Annotated in this window: 13 protein-coding genes; 8 read left to right on the top strand and 5 right to left on the bottom strand. The window is 66.0% G+C overall.

Features of this window, described 5'->3' with window-relative positions; translation table 11 throughout:
* The first annotated feature begins 2 nt into the window (after window positions 1–2).
* On the top strand, window positions 3–1,499 hold the full coding sequence (locus ABIA30_RS00365; RefSeq protein ID WP_370061032.1) for an acyl-CoA carboxylase subunit beta: 1,497 nt from the start codon (window positions 3–5) through the stop codon (window positions 1,497–1,499).
* Window positions 1,500–1,509: 10 nt separating this feature from the next.
* Here ABIA30_RS00365 and ABIA30_RS00360 read toward each other — a convergent pair whose 3' ends face one another.
* From ABIA30_RS00360 to poxB, 3 genes are all read right to left on the bottom strand, one after another.
* Window positions 1,510–2,259 carry a glucose 1-dehydrogenase gene (locus ABIA30_RS00360; RefSeq protein ID WP_370061030.1) on the bottom strand — a complete coding sequence of 250 codons (750 nt, stop codon included), beginning with the start codon at window positions 2,257–2,259 and terminating at the stop codon, window positions 1,510–1,512.
* A 62-nt stretch (window positions 2,260–2,321) separates the two neighbouring features.
* Window positions 2,322–3,356 carry an XdhC family protein gene (locus tag ABIA30_RS00355; RefSeq protein WP_370061028.1) on the bottom strand — a complete coding sequence of 345 codons (1,035 nt, stop codon included), beginning with the start codon at window positions 3,354–3,356 and terminating at the stop codon, window positions 2,322–2,324.
* 61 nt (window positions 3,357–3,417) lie between these two features.
* Entirely contained in the window at window positions 3,418–5,151 is a 1,734-nt protein-coding gene (gene poxB, locus ABIA30_RS00350; protein WP_370061026.1) for a ubiquinone-dependent pyruvate dehydrogenase, read from the bottom strand.
* Window positions 5,152–5,340: 189 nt separating this feature from the next.
* Between poxB and ABIA30_RS00345 the strand changes: the two genes are divergently transcribed.
* The 3 genes from ABIA30_RS00345 (at window position 5,341) to ABIA30_RS00335 (ending at window position 10,215) form a co-directional block, all read left to right on the top strand.
* Entirely contained in the window at window positions 5,341–6,963 is a 1,623-nt protein-coding gene (locus ABIA30_RS00345; protein ID WP_370061024.1) for a glutamate synthase-related protein, read from the top strand.
* A complete protein-coding gene (locus ABIA30_RS00340; protein ID WP_370061022.1) occupies window positions 6,960–8,903 on the top strand; it encodes a thiamine pyrophosphate-dependent enzyme in 1,944 nt (647 codons plus the stop codon). Before ABIA30_RS00345 ends, ABIA30_RS00340 begins: the two co-directional genes overlap by 4 nt.
* Before the next feature lie 70 nt (window positions 8,904–8,973).
* A complete protein-coding gene (locus ABIA30_RS00335) occupies window positions 8,974–10,215 on the top strand; it encodes an HNH endonuclease signature motif containing protein (RefSeq protein ID WP_370061020.1) in 1,242 nt (413 codons plus the stop codon).
* Window positions 10,216–10,308: 93 nt separating this feature from the next.
* Here the strand turns inward: ABIA30_RS00335 and ABIA30_RS00330 are convergent, their stop codons facing one another.
* Together ABIA30_RS00330 and ABIA30_RS00325 are read right to left on the bottom strand one after the other, a co-directional pair.
* A complete protein-coding gene (locus ABIA30_RS00330) occupies window positions 10,309–13,092 on the bottom strand; it encodes an AAA family ATPase (RefSeq protein WP_370061018.1) in 2,784 nt (927 codons plus the stop codon).
* Between the two features lie 49 nt (window positions 13,093–13,141).
* Window positions 13,142–14,179, bottom strand: coding sequence for an alpha/beta hydrolase (locus ABIA30_RS00325; protein ID WP_370061017.1), 1,038 nt, complete (start codon window positions 14,177–14,179; stop codon window positions 13,142–13,144).
* Window positions 14,180–14,265: 86 nt separating this feature from the next.
* On the opposite strand from ABIA30_RS00325, the gene ABIA30_RS00320 reads away from it, so the two are divergent.
* From ABIA30_RS00320 to ABIA30_RS00305, 4 genes are read left to right on the top strand one after another with little or no spacing between them, the layout of a single operon-like run.
* A complete protein-coding gene (locus ABIA30_RS00320; protein WP_370061015.1) occupies window positions 14,266–15,126 on the top strand; it encodes an NAD(P)-dependent oxidoreductase in 861 nt (286 codons plus the stop codon).
* Window positions 15,127–15,140: 14 nt separating this feature from the next.
* A complete protein-coding gene (locus ABIA30_RS00315; protein ID WP_370061013.1) occupies window positions 15,141–16,229 on the top strand; it encodes an NADH:flavin oxidoreductase/NADH oxidase in 1,089 nt (362 codons plus the stop codon).
* Between the two features lie 35 nt (window positions 16,230–16,264).
* Entirely contained in the window at window positions 16,265–16,702 is a 438-nt protein-coding gene (locus ABIA30_RS00310) for a MaoC family dehydratase (protein ID WP_370061011.1), read from the top strand.
* The gene (locus ABIA30_RS00305) at window positions 16,695–17,552 is read left to right on the top strand and encodes an NmrA/HSCARG family protein (protein ID WP_370061009.1); all 858 of its coding nucleotides are present in this window, start codon (window positions 16,695–16,697) and stop codon (window positions 17,550–17,552) included. The genes ABIA30_RS00310 and ABIA30_RS00305 overlap by 8 nt, the downstream gene beginning before the upstream one ends.
* Window positions 17,553–17,619 lie beyond the last annotated feature (67 nt).

Below are 17,619 nucleotides of genomic sequence, written 5' to 3'. Positions count from 1 at the left end.
CGATGAGCAATGCGCAGGGCTGGCAGCACACCCTCGACGACCTCACCACACGGCGGCGCCACTCGCGGGCCATGGGCGGACCGGAGCGACTGGACACGCACCACGCCACCGGCAAGCTCGACGCCCGCGGACGCATCGAGCATCTGCTCGACCCCGGATCATTCTGCGAATTCGGCACTTTGGTGGGCGGCGATGTCGCGGCCGACGGCATCGTCGCAGGCTCAGGCACCATCGAAGGACGACCCGTGATGCTGGGCGCCGAAGACTTCACCACCTTGGCCGGTAGCATCGGGCCCGGCGGCAACGCCAAACGCTACCGCCTCGCCGAACTGGCGCTGCGCACCAAGGTGCCATTGGTGATGTTATTGGAAGGTGCGGGTTTTCGGCCCGGCGGCGGGCACTACGGGCGCACCCCCACCGACCTGCTGGCCCAGGCCCGATGCTCGGGCAAAGTCCCGACCGTCGCCGCGGTGCTCGGCCCATCGGCCGGACACGGCGCGTTGGTCGCGCCGGTGTGCGACTTCTCCATCATGAGCGGCAAGGGCGCCATCTTCACCGCCGGGCCGCCGGTGGTGAAAGAGGCCACCGGAGAGGAGATTACGAAGGAAGACCTGGGCGGCCCCGCCGTCGCACTGGCCAGCGGCGTGATCCACAACCACGCCGCCGGCGACGTCGCCGTACTCGACGACATTCGGTATTACCTGTCCTACTTCCCTTCCAGCGCATGGTCATACCCGCCGGACCTCATGGGTTCCGATGACGCGGCCGCCCGGCCGACCCCTGAACTTCTCGACATCGTGTCCCGGGACAATCGACGCGGCTACGACATGCGATCGGTGCTGGACGTAGTGTTCGATTCCGCGGACTGGTTCGAGGTACAGCCCAAGTTCGGGCCGGCCATCATCTGCGCGCTGGCCCACCTCGGCGGGCATCCGGTGGCGGTGGTGGCCAACCAGCCCAAGGTATTGGCCGGGTCGATCGACGCCGATGCCGCCGACAAGGCAGCGCATTTCATCATGGTCGCCGACTCATTCCACCTGCCGATCGTGTTCCTGGCCGACAACCCCGGAATGCTGCCCGGTAGCCGATCAGAGCGCAGCGGTGTGTTGCGTAGCGGCGCAAGGATGTTCGCCGCACAGACCGCAGCGACCACACTGAAACTGCACGTGACACTGCGCAAAGCGTTCGGCTTCGGTTCAATGGTGATGTCGCTGTTGGGTTTTGACGATCAGGTGGCCACGTTCGCCTACCCCGGCGCGACCATGGGCGCGATGAGTGCAGCCGCCATGAGCCGGGCCTCACACGCGGGCGAGGACTTCAGCGAGGTGCTCAAGCAGATGGAGTTGGAGGCCTCGATCCGATCCGCCGAGCGTCTCGGATTCGACGAGCTGATCTCGCCGGAGGAGACCCGCAACGCGTTGTTGCTCGGGCTGCAGCGCGGGTTATCTGCCCGGCAACAGGCCGCCGAACCGGTGTCTCGGACGATGATCACGCCGTGACTCGTACGGTTTACTGCGAACAGACCCCACCGTCGACCGGCAGCGTGTGGCCGGTGACGTAACGCGCTTCGTCAGACAGCAGCCAGACCACCGCATCGGCGACTTCGGCGGGCTGCCCGATTCTCCCCATGGGCACGAACGCGGCATAGCTGTGCGGGTCGCCGCCGGTACCGTTGGCCAAGAGCGCGGTTTCGACCGGCCCCGGGCCGACCGCGTTCACCCGGACGTTCTGGGTGGCGTAGTCCAGGGCCGCGGCCTTGGTCATACCGGTGACGGCGTGTTTGGTTGCGGTATACAGGGACCAGCCGGGATAGCCGTTCAAGCCGAAGATCGAGGACGTGTTGACGATCGCTCCCCCACCGGTTTTCAGCATCTGCTCGATCTCGTACTTCATGCAGTAGAACACCCCCTTGATGTTCACATCGAAGAGCAACGACGCCCCGTCGATGTCCTGCTCGTGCAGCGGGACCTGCTCGCCGTCTGCACCGGCGTTGTTGTGGGCGATGTCGAGACGACCGAACTCATCGACGGTCCGCTCGACCAAAGCCTTCACCTGAGCAGGTTGGCTCACGTCGGTCCGCTGAAATACCGCCCGGCCTCCTGCGCCCCGGATGGCCGCAACGACTCCCTCCGCCCTTCCCGCATCCCGGCCACCGATGACCACCGCGGCGCCGGCTCGTGCCATCGCTACCGCGGACGCCTCCCCGATTCCCGACCCGCCACCGGTCACAATCGCCACTTTGCCTGTCAGGTCAGCCATCTCGTCTCCTCATCGGTCGCCTGGTCCCCCGACGAGTGTCCGGTGCGCCACGTAGCTCGTCATCAGTCGACCGACTGACTGCTGACCGCCGTGTCTGCGGTGCAGTGGGGTAACCCGCTGCCTCCATTGGCAGCCGCGACGACCTGGGCGACAATCGACAACGCAATGTCCGGCGCTTCTGGGCTACCAAGGTCCAGGCCGATCGGCGCCTGCAGCCGGTTCACGTCGTCGGGCAGTAATCCTGCTTCGCGCAGGCTATGACGCTTACGTGCCGAGCGACTCCTCGATCCGAGGGCCCCGACGAATCTCGGCCGGCTGCTGTCCCGCCACCGCCGCGAATCCAGGGCCTCTAGAAGCAACGGAATGGAGAACCGGTCGTCATGCGTCAGGTCGACGATCGCCGTTTGCGCGTTGATACGGCTGGCATCTCGTTCCTGGCGCAGGTAGCGATCCGGCCGGTCCACAGCCAGTTCCACCGCGGGCGCAAAGCGTTCCGTTTGCAGGAATGCGGACCGCGGATCACACACGGTCACGGAGTAGTTCATCTGCCGGGCCAATACCGCCAGCCCCGTGGCAATGTCACTGCTGCCGAAGATCAACATCCGCGGCGCCGGAACGTAGTGCGTGCAGAACACCGGCGAATCGTCAGGCTGCGTCAGCGAAGTCTGCCCCGTACGCAGATTCAAGAAGGTGCACGCAGGCAGACCACCCTGCAGCGCGAGCATGAAGGTAGCGAATTCCGGAAAATGCAGTGGTGTCACCGGGTGCACCGCCACCCTGAGAGTTCCGCGGCATGGGCCCGGCGGGGCAAACGGATCGCCGTCGGGGCGATTGGCCTCGAAATCGATTATTTGACAACCGATTTCGGCAATCGTACTCGGACATTCGCTGAACGTGGCCCGGGTACGCTCATAGAGATCCGCTTCGACGCAGCCCGAGGACACACTGCCTTCGAACAGCCCGGCTCGGTCAAAAGCCATCATCGCTCCGGCCGGGTACGGAGACCGATCAAAGGTGTCGATGACGGTCGCGGCAAGGACGTCCTCGCTGCGCTCATACCTGTGGTGAATCCATTGGAGCACGGCCCTATTTCTCATCGAGGTCACCTCCACTGGGCAGCAGGGCAAGCGGTGGGTAGGCCACTACGGTAACTGACGGCTAGTCGAGGATCCGGCGGGCGACATTGGTGGTGACGAGGTCGAGGAGCTCGTCAGAGCGGCCCGCGAGAATGGTGCGAATGGCGAACAGGGAGAAACCTTTCGCTTGTTCGGCGGTGATCGTCGGCGGGATGGTCAGTTCCTGCCGTGCGGTGACCACATCGACCAATGCAGGTCCGTCGTGGGCGAACGCCGCTGCGAGTGCGGACTCCAGATCTGCAGGATGCTCAACCCGGCGGGCGAACAGTCCGATGGCTTCCGCGACGCGTGCGAAATCGGGATTGTTCAGGCCGGTGCCGTAGTTGACGATCCCGGCGGCTTTCATTTCCAGCTCTACGAAATTCAGCGAGGCGTTGTTGAACAGCACCAGTTTGACCGGTAATCGGTTCTGTACCAACGTGATCAGCTCGCCGAACAGCATCGTGAGGCCGCCGTCACCGGCCAGAGCGACGACCTGGCGAGCACCCAAAGCGGTCTGAGCACCGATCGCCAGCGGCAAGGCGCACGCCATGGTGGCGTGGTTGAAGGAGCCGATGAGCCGGCGTCGGCCGTTCATCGTCAGGTAGCGGGCCGCCCAGACCACCGGCGAACCCACATCAGCCGTGAAGACGGCGTCATCGGCAGCAACGCGGTCGACCAGTGCGGCAACGTATTCGGGGCGGATCGGGGTACGGTCGCGGTCGTTGACCGCCAGCGCATCAAGCCGCTCACGGGTGCGGCGGTAGTGGCCGAGTGCACGGTCCAGATGCGTGCGATCGGCCTTGGCAACCACCAGCGGTTGCAAGGCGGGAAGGGTGTCGCCCACCGCGCCGACCAGTCCCAGGTGGACATCTGTGCGCCGCCCCAGGTGTCTTCCCCGGATATCGACCTGAATGACCGTGGCATTTTCCGGGTAGAACTGTCGGTACGGAAAATCAGTACCCAACATCAACAGCACATCGGCTTCCTTGATGGCCTTATAGCCTGAGGCAAAACCCAACAGCCCCGTCATCCCGACGTCGTACGGATTGTCGTACTCGACAAACTCCTTGCCGCGCAACGCATGCACGATCGGCGCCTGCAACGTCCGCGCCAACTCGACCAACTGCGCATGGGCGCCGGCCACACCCGCGCCGGCGAGGATGGTGACCCGGGTTGCCGCGTTCAGAATGTCGGCGGCGCGGCGCAGCGATTCTGCCGATGGCCGTAGTACCGACTGGCTGGGCAGCACCGGCCGGACCGGGCCGACATCACGCAGCCGATGCAGAAAGAGCTCACCGGGGATGACCACCACTGCCACGCCCTGCTCTTCGATCGCGGTTCGCATGGCGATCTCCAAGATCCGCAGGGCCGACTCCGGGGTGCTGGCCATCTCGCAGTACACACTGCATTCGCGGAACAGCTCCTGCGGATGGGTTTCCTGGTGGTACTCGGATCCGATTTCTGCCATGGGGATGTGCGCGGCGATCGCCAGTACCGGCACCCTGCTGCGCTGCGCATCGAACAAGCCGTTGATCAGGTGCAGATTTCCCGGACCGGCGCTGCCGACGCAAACTGCCAGCTGACCGGTCACCGCAGCATCGGCCGCGGCGGCGAACGCCGCTGCTTCCTCGTGCCGCACGTGCTCCCAGCCGAAACCACCCGCCCGGCGGATCGCATCGGTGAACCCGTTGAGACTGTCGCCGGGCAACCCATAGACCCGCCTGACGCCGCTGGCCCGCAACGTGGCGATGATGTGGTCGGCAACAGTGGTCATCGCATTCACTCCTTGGTAATTGCCCAACAGCCTCCGACGCCCACCCGCGCGGCGCATCAGTCAGGTGACTGATGTGCTCAGGGGCGTCAATCCGCCAGAGTTCAGTAGACAGTTCTGCCTACACTGGCCATCCCGCTCCCGCGGGCGCCCACTGGCCGAGGAGCGACATGACTTTGATGCACACCACCCATGGCCTCTGATCTCACAGCGGCGGTGCGGGTCGCATCACTGCTGGAATTGGTCGAAGGCACACCGGCGCCTGCCAGAGTTTCCGGTGTGGACCTCGTGCTGGTTCGGCAAGGAGACGACGTCCGGACACTGTACGGCCGTTGTGCGCACCGCGGAGCACTGATGTCTGACGGCCGTATCGACGGAGACCTGCTGGTCTGCGGCGTGCACGGCTGGCGCTACGAGATCCAGACCGGGGTCGCACCGGTGAACCCCGCTGTCGCGCTGGCGACATTCCCCACGTGGATATCCGACGGATCTGTCTACGTTGATCAGGCAGCGGTGGACGCCTATGCCCGCGCCAACCCGCAGAGCTACTACGACGACGGTTACCAGGGCAAGTGGATCAAGCCGGCCAACACAGCCGAGGAACCGTTCGTCACTCAGATCCATGACTGGGCTGCGCACGGACTGAACAGCGAACACGGCCCGACCGCGGCCATGGGCGTGCCGCGCGATCTGCTCCCCTCCTGGGAGTCGATCCAACTCGTCACCGCACAGCTGGCTCGGCTGCCACTGCTCGACGAAGAACCGGTGAGCACTCAGACAGTCATCGGGCCCGCGGCCCAGCGACCGCTGATCCTCGACATCCCGCTGTTTGTCAGCGACATGAGCTTCGGCGCGCTGTCCGAGGAAGCCAAGACCACTCTGGCCGCCGGCGCCGAACTGGCGGGAACCGGTATCTGCTCGGGCGAGGGGGGCATGCTTCCCGAAGAGCAGCAACATAATTCGAAGTACTTTTATGAACTCGCATCCGGCAGATTCGGGTGGAGTTTCGACCGGATCCGTCAGGTGCAGGCATTCCACTTCAAGGGCGGCCAAGGTGCCAAGACCGGCACCGGCGGCCATCTGCCCGGCAACAAGGTGGTCGGCAAGATCGCCGAGGTTCGTGGACTCCCACCGGGGACCGCGGCCATCTCACCGGCGCGATTCCCGGACTGGACGTCATTGCAACCGTTCGAAGAATTCGCCGCGCAAGTGCGCGAGCTCTCCGGCGGTATCCCGGTGGGATACAAGATGAGCGCCCAACACATCGAACGCGACATCGACGCCGCACTCCAGATCGGGGTCGACTACATCATCCTCGACGGCCGAGGCGGCGGAACCGGTGCGGCCCCAACGATTTTCCGCGACAACATCTCCGTGCCCACCATCCCCGCACTGGCCCGCGCCCGCCGGCACCTCGACCGTTCCCAAGCCGATCACGTCACGTTGGCCGTGACCGGGGGGATCCGCACGCCGGCCGACATGGTCAAAGCGCTGGCGTTGGGCGCCGACGCCATCGGCCTGTCCAACGCGGCGCTGCAAGCCATCGGATGCGTCGGAATGCGCGCGTGCAATACCAACACCTGCCCGTCCGGTATCGCCACGCAAGATCCCCACCTGCGCGCCCGACTGCCCATACCGGCCGGCGCACAACGCTTGAACCGATTCCTGCGCGCGGCGGTCGATCTGATGGTGGTCCTGGCCCGTGCGTGCGGTCACCGGAGTCTGGCCGACTTCCACATCGACGATCTCGTCACCTTCGACCGTGATTTCGCTTATCTGAGTGGAGTCCCTTACGCAGGAGCCGTTCCACTGTGACCGAGCAGGATCTCAACTGGCACAAGGCCGCCGATGCAGGCGAACTCGACGACGGCGAAGTGGCCATGTGCCCCGTCGGGATCAAGACCGTCGCGCTGACCAAGCTCGACGGCCGCTATGGCGCCATCGACAACCGTTGTCCCCATCAGGGCGGACCGCTCGGCCAGGGAACCGTCGAGAACAACAAGATCCGTTGTCCCTGGCACGGTTTCGACTTCGATCCGTTCACCGGCGAGGCCGCGGGTGGCCCCGACTTCAACGTCCGGACCTACCCGGTGGAGGTCCGCGAGGACGGTATCTACGTCGGCACTCCGCCCCCTGCCGTGCGCCCGCGGACCGTCAGCGACGTCCTGGTGGAGACCATGACCAACTGGGGCGTCGACACCGTCTTCGGCATGGTCGGCCACTCCAATCTCGGTGTTGCCGAAGCCATGCACCGCGCCGAAACAGCCGGCAAGTTAAGGTATTTCGGCATCCGGCACGAAGGTGCCGCGGCATTCGCCGCGGCCGCCTACGGCAAGCTCACCGGTTGGCCCGCCGCCTGTTTCGGCATCGCCGGTCCGGGATCGACCAATCTGCTGACGGGCCTGTACGACGCCAAATCCGACCGTGCCCCAGTCCTTGCGCTCTCCGGCAATGTGGATTCGTCGGTCGCAGGCAAGGGCGCATTCCAGGACATCGACCTGCTCGCGGCGTTCGCCGATGTCTCCGTCTACTCGGCCATGGTGCGCTCGGGCTCCGACCACGCCGAACTGATGACCATGGCCCTCAAACACGCCATCCTGGAACGCGGTGTCGGCCACCTGGTACTCCCCGACGAGGTGCAGATTCTCGAGGCGCCGGATCAGAAACCCTCTGGGCCACAAGGCCGTATGCCCGACCTTCGGGTGTCGCCTCCGGCGGCCGCGCTGGAGCAGGCCCTCGAGCTCATCGGAACGGCAACCAGGCCGTTGGTCATCGTCGGCGCTGGGGCCAAGTTCGACATGCCGGCCATCATCGCCCTCGCCGAACGTCTGCACGCACCGGTGTTGACCACGTTCAAAGCCAAGGGACAGATCTCAGACACGCACGCGCTCGCCTGCGGCGTGCTCGGGCGGTCGGGAACTCCGGTCGCGTCGTGGATGATGAACAAAGCCGACATACTGCTGGTGTTCGGTGCCTCGTTCTCGAATCACACCGGAATCTCTCCGTACAAGCCGATCGTCCAGGTCGACACCGATCCGATGATGCTCGGCCGGTTCCGTCCCGTCACGGTACCGGTGCTCGGCGACGTCGGAGTCACCGCGGCCGCCGTTCTCGACGGCCTTCGCCCGAACCCGGCGCTGGTGGACCAGCGCCCGGAGATGGCGCAGCGCTGGGCCGTCTGGCGGGCGGAGAAGGCCCGCCGGGCCGTCAAGCAGCCGGGCGGACGGGTCGCTGCCGCAACAGTTTTCGATGACCTCAGCCGTCTGGTGCCGGCGAATGCCGTCCTGACCGTCGACGTCGGCAACCACGCATACTCGTTCGGCCGATACTTCGAAACCGCGGAACAGTCGGTGCTGATGTCCGGGTATCTCGGCTCCATCGGGTTCGGCTTCCCCGCGGCGCTGGGCGCCTGGGCGGCGGCACCCGACCGTCCCATCGTGGCGATCACCGGCGACGGCGGCTTCGGTCAGTACCTCGCCGATTTCACCACGGCGGTGAAGTACCGCATGAACATCACCCACATCCTGCTCAACAACGGTGAACTCGCCAAGATCAGCGAGGAGCAACGCGGCGCCGAATACGCGGTCTGGCAGACGTCGTTGCACAATCCAGACTTCGCCGCGTTCGCACGAGACTGCGGCGCCTACGGTCGACGGATCACCGATCCAGCGGAGCTATCTGAGGCCATCGCAGACGCACTCAACCACCCGGGTCCGGCGATGGTCGAGATCATCACCGACCCGAGCAGTCACTAGGGCGCGTGGCTTTTGCTGGTCGAGTTGTCGGCGTCGGAAACGTGTCGGACCCCTCTGCGATGATGGTGTCATGTCCACCGCCGCAACACCTTTGGCCGCCGGGGTGCACCCCGGTGAGCGGCTGGAGGTGTTGTTCGAGGAAATCGCGGAGCTGACCGGTCAGCGCAACGCGATCGACGGGCGCCTGGTGCAGATCGTCGCGGAGATCGAACGTGACGAACTGTGGGGCGCTACCGGAGCCCGGTCACTGCCGGCGCTGGTGGCCTGGAAAACCGGGGTCACACCACACAACGCCGAAACCCTGGTGACCGTCGCCCAGCGGCTGGCGGAGTTCCCGGCTTGCGCCGATGGGATGCGTGCGGGTCGACTGTCGTTGGATCAGGTCGGGGTGATCGCCGAACACGCCGCCGAGGGTTCCGATGCGCACTACGCCGAGCTGGCCGCGGTGGCCACCGTGAACCAGCTACGCACCGCCATCAAACTGGAACCACGCCCTGACCCCGATCCACGGCCTGAACCGGAACGCTTCATCACCAAGACCACCAGCGACCAGTACACCACCTGGCGGATCCGGTTACCCAAGCTGCAGGCCGCGACATTCGACGCCGGACTGCAGTCCCATCACGATGGGTTGATCGCCGACTGGAAACGCGACCACGACACCGAGGCGTCGGTGTCGGAGCAGGCGCCGCCGTTCCCCGACACCGTCGATGCGTTCATGAGCCTGATCGAAGCGGGCTGGGACACCGAGGTGGCCCGCCGCCCGCACGGACAGCACACCACCGTCGTCGTACACCTCGATGTCGAAAATGATGCTGCGTCACTTCATCTGGGCTCGTTGCTGAATGAGGACGAACGTCGACTGCTGCTGTGCGATGCGACCTGCGAGCTCTGGCTGCAGCGCCGCGGGAAGGTGATCGGCGCCGGACGTACCACCCGGCAGATCAACCGCCGCCTACGCCGCGCCCTCGAACACCGCGACCGGTGCTGTGTGGTGCCCGGCTGCGGGGCCACCCGCGGCCTGCACGCCCACCACCTCCAGCACTGGGAAGACGGCGGCCCCACCGAACTACACAACCTGGCACTGCTGTGCCCCTACCATCATCGCTTGCATCACCGCGGCGCCATCACCATCACCGGACCCGCCGACCAACTCATCGTCACCGACACCACCGGACAACAACTCACCAACAGCTCACTGGCCCGACCACCAACCACCCCACCACCCGACGTCCCACCATGCCCCGGACCCACCGGCGAACACGCCCAATGGTGGTGGTACCAACCATTCCACCCACCACCAACGAACTAGACGGATTCTCCCGCGATACGGTTAGTCGAATCAATGTGGCTACCAAGGGAATTTGCGGCTGAGGCGAGCACATCCAAAGATGGGGAGACGCGCCTAGTCCCCCAACAGATCGCGCAGTTGATGGCGCCGACTGACACCGAGTTTGGGATACACGTTGTACAGGTGGGAGGCGATCGTTCGCGGCGACAGATTGAGTCGCTGGCCGATCTCGGGGTTGGTCAGCCCGGAGGCCGCCATCGATACGATCTGGCGTTCTTGCGCCGTCAGTGAATCCAAGCCGAAAACCGCAGTCGCCCCAGGAGACCCCGTGACCCCGGCCGCACGGAGTTCGGCGCGCGCGATCTGCGCGTACGGCGCCGCACCCAGGCGGTCGAAAACCTCCAAGGCAGCGGTGAGCTGCGTCCGGGCCTCGGCGGGGCGACGCACCCGCCGAAGCCATTCGCCGTAATGCAGACGTGCTCGCGCACGTTCCATGGGCCACTGGTCCCCGGCCGGATCGAAGACCGCCAGGCGGTAGTGGCGTTCGGCCAGATGCGTCGTCGTGGTCAACGCCAGCGCCTGGTGCCGCAGAAGCCGCAGTCGCACAGGTGGATTGGAGCCCAGCTGACGCCCGATCGAGGCCACCAGGGGCCTGATCTCTTCGAGGTGACTGCTGCGCGCACCAGCCCAGGCCAGATCGGCGATCGCGCGATGTGACACGACGAAATGGGCCGGCTCGCCCTCGGAGTCGAACAGCTGGCGAAATGCCTGATAGGCCGTCGCGAACTCACCGCGCGCCAGCGCGTTCCGCCCGATGGCCCAGGTAAGCGCCGCCCGTGTCGCACTGCCACATCTGTCGGCGATCACACGGGAGGTGGCACTGACGGCCGCATCCGCCGCATCCGTGTTACCGACGCAGGCCAGCAGATGGGCACGCACGACATTGCTTTCGGCATGGAGCAACGCCAGATCATAGACTGCACACAAGGTTTCAGTCTCATCAAGCAACGCCCGCAGTTCTGACCACCGCCCGGTGTCGTACAGTCCCCACGCCAGTGGCGCGATGGCGAAGGTGAATCCGCGCAGGCCACCGGCGGCCTTGAGCTGCTCGACGGCTTCCCGCAGTTCGGTGACCGCCAGGCCACTGTCCTCGGTGGCATAGGCCATCGCCCCCACGATCAGACGTCGAAACGCCTCAACGGAAGCCGGCATCGGGTGCAGCCAACGCCGGTCCCAGGGCGCTGGACGGTCGTGGGCGCTGCCTGCACTCTGGGCATACATGGCGATGTACGCCCGCTGCACCGGACCCGCCCCAGCCGGAAACGGCGTCGGAAATACGCTGTCGCCGAGGGTGTCTCGGTCCGTCTCCTGCAGCCACGGCCCAAGACGGGCCCGATGGGACAATTCGCCCGAGTAATACGACGCCGAGGCGCCGACGTACATCAAGGCCAATCGCAGGCGCGAGTTGACCGGCGGCGCACCGTCGAGGGCGCTGCGAACCAATTCAGCCGCTTCGGCCGGACGCGCCGATTGCAGCAGCACCGAGGCTCGGGTCAAGGCGGCATGCCCCATGATCTCAGGGTCCTCCGAGCGCTGTACGGCGCTGGCATTCAACGCCAGTGCCCAGGATGGATCACCACCGAAATTGGCCGCAACCGAGGCCAAGGTGAACCGCCGAGCCGCATCGTCAGAACCCGGGCTCAATTCAGCTGCGCGCTGCATTGCCCTGGCCACCTCCAGGTATCCGCCCCGCTGCCGCGAACGCTCGGCGCCCTGTTCCAGCAGAGACGCCACCGACTCATCCGGGCCGGGCGCCGCGGCCGCCAAATGCCAAGCGCGGCAAGCTACATCCAGCTGCGGAGAGGCGGCGAGCGCGATATGGGCGGTGCGGCGATCAGCCAGATCGCCCTCGCTGTAGGCCACGCTGCGCAGCAGGGGGTGACTGAACCGCACCCGCCGGTCCTCGGTGACGGCCACCAGCGACCGGCCGATCGCCGGGTCCCATCGCCACAGGTCCGCACCGAAACCCGCTGCGGCGGTGATCGTGTCGATGGTCTCGTATCCGGCACCGGCGGCAGCGAACAGCGTCAATCGGCGGGCATCGGCCGGCAGCTCCGACAGTTGCGCGGCGAACAACGCGTGGGCGAATCCGGTTCCGACCATGTAGTTGCCGCGGAAGCTGGCCGAGCCTGACTTGCCGTAGAAGCGGGCAGACTCGATCAGCGCCAACGGATTCCCGCCGGACCAGCGGATGATCTCGCCGCGCACACTCGCGTCGGGCACCAAGGATTGCGTCTCGATCAACTCCGCCGCCGCGGCGTCGGTCAGCGGCGCGACCTCGACCACCCTGACCGAACGGTCGATACCGCTGAGGGAATCCACCTGCCGCGCGCTGATCAGCACGCGAACGGCAAGGTGCGGCACCCTGCCGACGACGTAGGTGAGCACCTGACGCGAATCCGGATCGAACCGGTCGAAGTCATCGAGCACGATCACCAGGAGCCGGTCGGCGGCGGCGATCGCAAGCAGCGCCAGCACCGCCTGCTGGATCAATGCCGGACCGTGATCGTCGGCGGCAGCGCCCCCGTCGACGATGTCACGCAGCACATCGCACAGCGGCACCGGCAGTTCCGCGATCCGGTCGACGATAGGCCAGATCAACTCCGTCAACGCCGTGAAGGGCCGCACGTGATCTGGTTCGGAACCGCCGGCAAAGAGAACAGTCGCGTGCCGCGAGTCCGGCGATGCCACCGCGTACCGCAGCAGCGTCGACTTTCCCATGCCGGGTTCGCCGACGAGAATCACGGCCTGCGGAGCGGCCGCAGCCGCCGAGACGACTTCAGTGATCAGACCGATAAGTTGAGCACGCCCAACGATGGGCAACTCCGGACGTGTCATCGTCACTGGGTAAACCGCCTCCTGCGCAGCACATTCAGGCAGCGTCTTGTCATCGGTGTATCGCTTGATTGAGGAACCACACACCTTGATCAAGGGCCGCCCGCGCCGATGGGGTGTCGCTGAGCTGGGTGAGCACCACGAAATCGTGAACCGTTCCCAAGTAGCGGGTGCACGTCACCGGTACCCCGGCGGCGCGCAGCCGATCGGCGAACGCTTCGCCTTCGTCGCGCACCACATCGGCCTCAGCGGTGACGATCAGTGTCGGCGGCAACCCCGCGAGATCATCCACCGCAGCGCGAACCGGAGATACCGTCGGGCAATCAGCATCACCATCGCAGTACTGATCCCAATACCAGGCTTGCTCATCGCTGGTCAGCAGATAACCTTCCGCATAGGCGTCGTGGGACGGGTATTCACACCGTGCATCAGTTGGCGGATAGTACAGCAGCTGCGCACGCAGCCGCGGGCCACCGCGGGACTTGCACACCATGCTGACGGCGGCCGCGATCGTCGCTCCCGCGCAATCACCGGCCAGCGCAATCGCTTTCGCGTCGACACCCAACAGGTCTGCGTTGTCACGGGCCCACAGCAGAGTGGCATAGCACTCCTCCAACGCAACCGGATGCCTCGCTTCGGGCGCCCGGCTGTACTCGGGAACCAGTACTGCGGCCCGGCACCGCGAGGCGATCGCCCCGACGACGTGCCCGTGGGTGTCGGCGTCGCCGAACATGAATCGACCGCCATGCACATACAGAACCGCCGGCAGCGGGCCCGGCTCGTCGCGCGGCCGTACCAGCCAAAACCCCACCAGCCCAGACGGACCCACCGGCGCGGCATGAAACCGCGCCTCTGTCCCGGGCTGCTCGATCACGGTTCGCTGCGCTTCACGCAGCGCCAACCGACCGTCCAGTGGTCCCAACTGCCCCAGCGTCGGAGGTGTCGCCATCGACGCGACCAGGCGTGCAATCGTCGGATCCAGCACCACGTCGCGACCCACGATGTCCTCCCAATCGACGAGGCCTTCGGTGCCGAGGACTCTACGCCGATCGCCTCGGCCTGCACTGGTCATCGCGGCGACCCCAGTCATCCGACTGATGACGCCGCCGGCTGCATCTTGCAGACTCGACGTTGCACGCAAGCAAACCTGCCAGATGGGTCGACGATCGGAGGATCATGCTTTCTGTCGGGCTCGTCGGCGTCGGCGACATGGGCTCGGCCATGCTGCCGCATCTGCTCGCTGCCGGTTTCGCCGTCAGTGCGTACGACATCGATCCGCCCAGACTGCAGGCGGCGGTGGCCGCGGGCGCCCGGCGGGCCTCGTCTGCGGCCGACTGTGCGCGGCACGCTGACCTCGTGATGTGTCTGACCATGTCCAGTGACATCCCCTCCGCGCTGCTCGGCGAAGACGGCGCACTGACAGCCGCCCGTGCGGCATCGGTTGTGGTGATCGGTTCCACCACCACACCGGCCACCGCCCGGGAGATTCAGGCGCATGCCCCCGACGGCGTGCTGCTGGTCGACGCGCCGATTGTCGGCGGGGTGCGCTACGCACGGGAGAAGTCGGTGACGTTCCTTGCCGGCGGCCAACCCGAAGCGCTCGAGCAGGCCGACCCCCTGCTGACAGCGCTGGGCACGGTGGAACGCGTAGGTCCGTATGGCTCGGGGGTCGCGTACAAGCTGATCACCAACGCGTTTGTGATGGCTGCCGAGGTCGGCCTGCGCGAAGCCCTGGACCTGACCGACCTACTCGGCGGTGACTATCCGACCGCATTGCGCCTGTTCGGTGTCGGCCCGATGGCCGCGGTGGTCAACCGGGCCCTGGACGAATCCAATCCCCGGCCGTTGCGGGCATCGGCGGAGGACTTCGACACCCTGCTGTCGGCGGTCGATGACCCTTCCGCATTGCCTATATCGGCAGCCGGTCGCGACCGCCTCTGGGCTGCGGTCGACGCCGACGACACGTACGAGCCGTTGTTCGTCGACCTGACCCGCAGCACCACGGCATTGCCCGCCTATCGCACGCGTCCGAAGTAGCCGTCGGACCAACCATGACCCACCTGTTCGACCCGCTGACTCTGCGCGAGGTCACCTTCGCGCACCGCGCGTGGATGTCGCCGATGATGCAGTTCGCCGCCGTGCCCGACGGACCCGACGCCGGCACGCCGACCGACTGGCACCTGCAGCATCTGGGCTCGCGTGCGGCCGCCGGCGCGGCGCTGGTCATGGTCGAGGCCACCGCCGTGGACCCCGCGGGGCGCAGCAGCGTGTACGACCTCGGGCTGTGGAATGACCGCCAAGCCGAATCGTTTCGCCGGATCACCAATTTCCTTGTTGCCCAAGGCTCTATCCCCGGTATCCAGATCGTGCACGCCGGCCGTAAGGCTGCCACCGGCCGGCCCTGGCCCGACCCCGACCGGGCACCGCAGACCTGGCCCACAGTCAGCGCCAGCCCGTTACCATTCGGCAGGTTGCCCGCCCCTGCCGCGCTGACCGCTGCCGAGATCGCCGATGTCGTCACCTGGTTCGCCGATGCAGCCCGGCGCGCCGCCGCAGCGGGGTTTCAGGTTCTCGAACTGCACGGCGCCCACGGCTATCTGATCCACCAGTTCCTCTCTCCACACTCCAACAGGCGCACCGACCACTATGGCGGCACCCTGCACAACCGGATGCGCTTCGCGCTGGAAGTGGCGACGGCCGTACGCCGAAGCTGGCCGGCACACCTGCCACTGTTCTTCCGGGCGTCTGCCACCGATTGGCTCGGCGGCGACACCACAGACGAGCGCCCCGGCTGGACCGTCTCCGACACCATCGAACTTGCGCGTCAGCTCAAAGGACTCGGCGTGGACCTCATCGATGTGTCCAGTGGAGGGTCGGCCCCGGATGCCGCCATCCGCGTTTACCCCAGTTACCAGATACCGTTCGCAACCCAGGTGCGCGAAGCCACCCAGATGCCCACTGCCGGGGTCGGATTGATCACCGAAGCCGACCAAGCCGAGGGCATCATCGCCGGCGGACAAGCCGACGCCGTGTTCCTCGCCCGTGTCCTGCTCCGAAACCCCTCGTGGATCCGACAGGCTGCCGAGCGCCTCGGACATCAACTGCCCTACCCGCCGAACTACCGACGAGCGTTCACGTAGCCGACCCCGGTACGTGATACCAGAAAGGAGATGACGTGCCCGGCGACGCCGACACGTTCGACCCGAACGAACACCGACTGGTGCCCGCGCGAACATTCGAGGACCTGTTGGTCGGAGAAGTGTTCCGCGCTCCCAGCCGCACAGTCACCGACGCCCACGCGTCGGCCTTCCAGGCGATATCGGCCGACAACCATCCGGTGCACTACTACGCGGAATGGGCTCGGACCCACGGTCATTCGGCACCGGTGGTCCATGGGCTCCAGGTACTGGCCTTCGCCGCGCCCGGCGCGACGCTGTTCCCGCACACCCTGTACCCACAACTGGAGATCACCGAACTGGTCCCCGACGGCGCCCCAGGCCGGGTTAACGCTGCCGTGTCCGTGAAGAGTCAACGCGGTGAGCTGGTACTCGACGGCGAACACACCTATGTGCTGAAACGACAGGCCGCTGAGCAAGGAGACCAACATGGCTGACACGTACGCGGTAATCGGTGCCACCGGAGCCACCGGCGGTGCGGTCGCCAGCGCCCTCGTCGAGCGTGGTCTACGGGTACGTGCCGTTGCACGTAACCCGCAATCGTCTCGCGCGCAGAAGCTGTCCCAGGCGGGTATCGAGGTCGCTGCGGCCGACCTGGGCGATGAACAAGCGCTGACCGAAGCGTTCACGGACGTCGCGGGAGTCTTCGCCGTCACCACGCCCTTCGAGGAAGGCCCGGACATCGAAGTGCAGCAAGGACTGCACATCATCGGTGCCGCCGTGCAAGCCCGGGTGCCCCACCTGGTCCTTTCCTCGGTGTCCAATGCCGACCAGCACACCGGGATTCCGCATTTCGAAAGCAAAGCCCGTATCGAAGAGGCACTGGCCGCCTCCGGTGTGCCCCATACGATCGTCGGCCCGACCTACTTCTACGACAATCTGCTCGGCGGGATCAACGAGCTTCAGTCGGGTCGATTCGCGCTGCCACTTCCGGCCACCACACCTTTGCAGCAGTTGTCCCGGCGCGACTTGGGTCGGTTCGTCGCCACCATTCTGGTTGACCCGCAACGGTTTACCGGGCTGCGCATCGACATTGCATCGGATGCACCGACACCGCAACAGATGACCGCCGCGCTCGAACATACGTTGGGCTACCCGATCGAACTGATCACCTACAACCCGTCCCGAATCGCCTCCGCAGATATGCGGGCGATGTTCAGCTTCCTGTCCGTGCAGGGCTATAGCGCCGATATCGCCGACTTGCTCCGACGCTATCCGGAAATCGGGTGGCAGACCTTCGGCGACTGGGTGGACGAACACCTCGTCGCACCCTCCGGGCGGCGGTAGAGAGGGCAAAAACCAACTGAACAAGCCCGCCTACCGACGGCCGGAAGCCAGTCCGACAGGACGGCCT

It is taken from the genome of Mycobacterium sp. MAA66, assembly GCF_041261665.1.
GTDB lineage: Bacteria > Actinomycetota > Actinomycetes > Mycobacteriales > Mycobacteriaceae > Mycobacterium.
The sequence above is the reverse complement of the archived record's forward strand: the minus strand, read 5'-3'. Positions and strand labels throughout refer to the sequence as shown.

What these genes read in the sequence shown, in the direction of transcription:
- ABIA30_RS00330 (WP_370061018.1), bottom strand. Translation starts at nt 13,092, where the DNA reads ATGACACGTCCGGAGTTGCCCATCGTTGGGCGTGCTCAACTTATCGGT.
- poxB (WP_370061026.1), bottom strand. Translation starts at nt 5,151, where the DNA reads ATGACCACTGTTGCCGACCACATCATCGCCACGTTGCGGGCCAGCGGC.
- ABIA30_RS00320 (WP_370061015.1), top strand. Translation starts at nt 14,266, where the DNA reads ATGCTTTCTGTCGGGCTCGTCGGCGTCGGCGACATGGGCTCGGCCATG.
- ABIA30_RS00355 (WP_370061028.1), bottom strand. Translation starts at nt 3,356, where the DNA reads ATGAGAAATAGGGCCGTGCTCCAATGGATTCACCACAGGTATGAGCGC.
- ABIA30_RS00335 (WP_370061020.1), top strand. Translation starts at nt 8,974, where the DNA reads ATGTCCACCGCCGCAACACCTTTGGCCGCCGGGGTGCACCCCGGTGAG.
- ABIA30_RS00305 (WP_370061009.1), top strand. Translation starts at nt 16,695, where the DNA reads ATGGCTGACACGTACGCGGTAATCGGTGCCACCGGAGCCACCGGCGGT.
- ABIA30_RS00325 (WP_370061017.1), bottom strand. Translation starts at nt 14,179, where the DNA reads ATGACTGGGGTCGCCGCGATGACCAGTGCAGGCCGAGGCGATCGGCGT.
- ABIA30_RS00360 (WP_370061030.1), bottom strand. Translation starts at nt 2,259, where the DNA reads ATGGCTGACCTGACAGGCAAAGTGGCGATTGTGACCGGTGGCGGGTCG.
- ABIA30_RS00345 (WP_370061024.1), top strand. Translation starts at nt 5,341, where the DNA reads ATGGCCTCTGATCTCACAGCGGCGGTGCGGGTCGCATCACTGCTGGAA.
- ABIA30_RS00315 (WP_370061013.1), top strand. Translation starts at nt 15,141, where the DNA reads ATGACCCACCTGTTCGACCCGCTGACTCTGCGCGAGGTCACCTTCGCG.
- ABIA30_RS00365 (WP_370061032.1), top strand. Translation starts at nt 3, where the DNA reads ATGAGCAATGCGCAGGGCTGGCAGCACACCCTCGACGACCTCACCACA.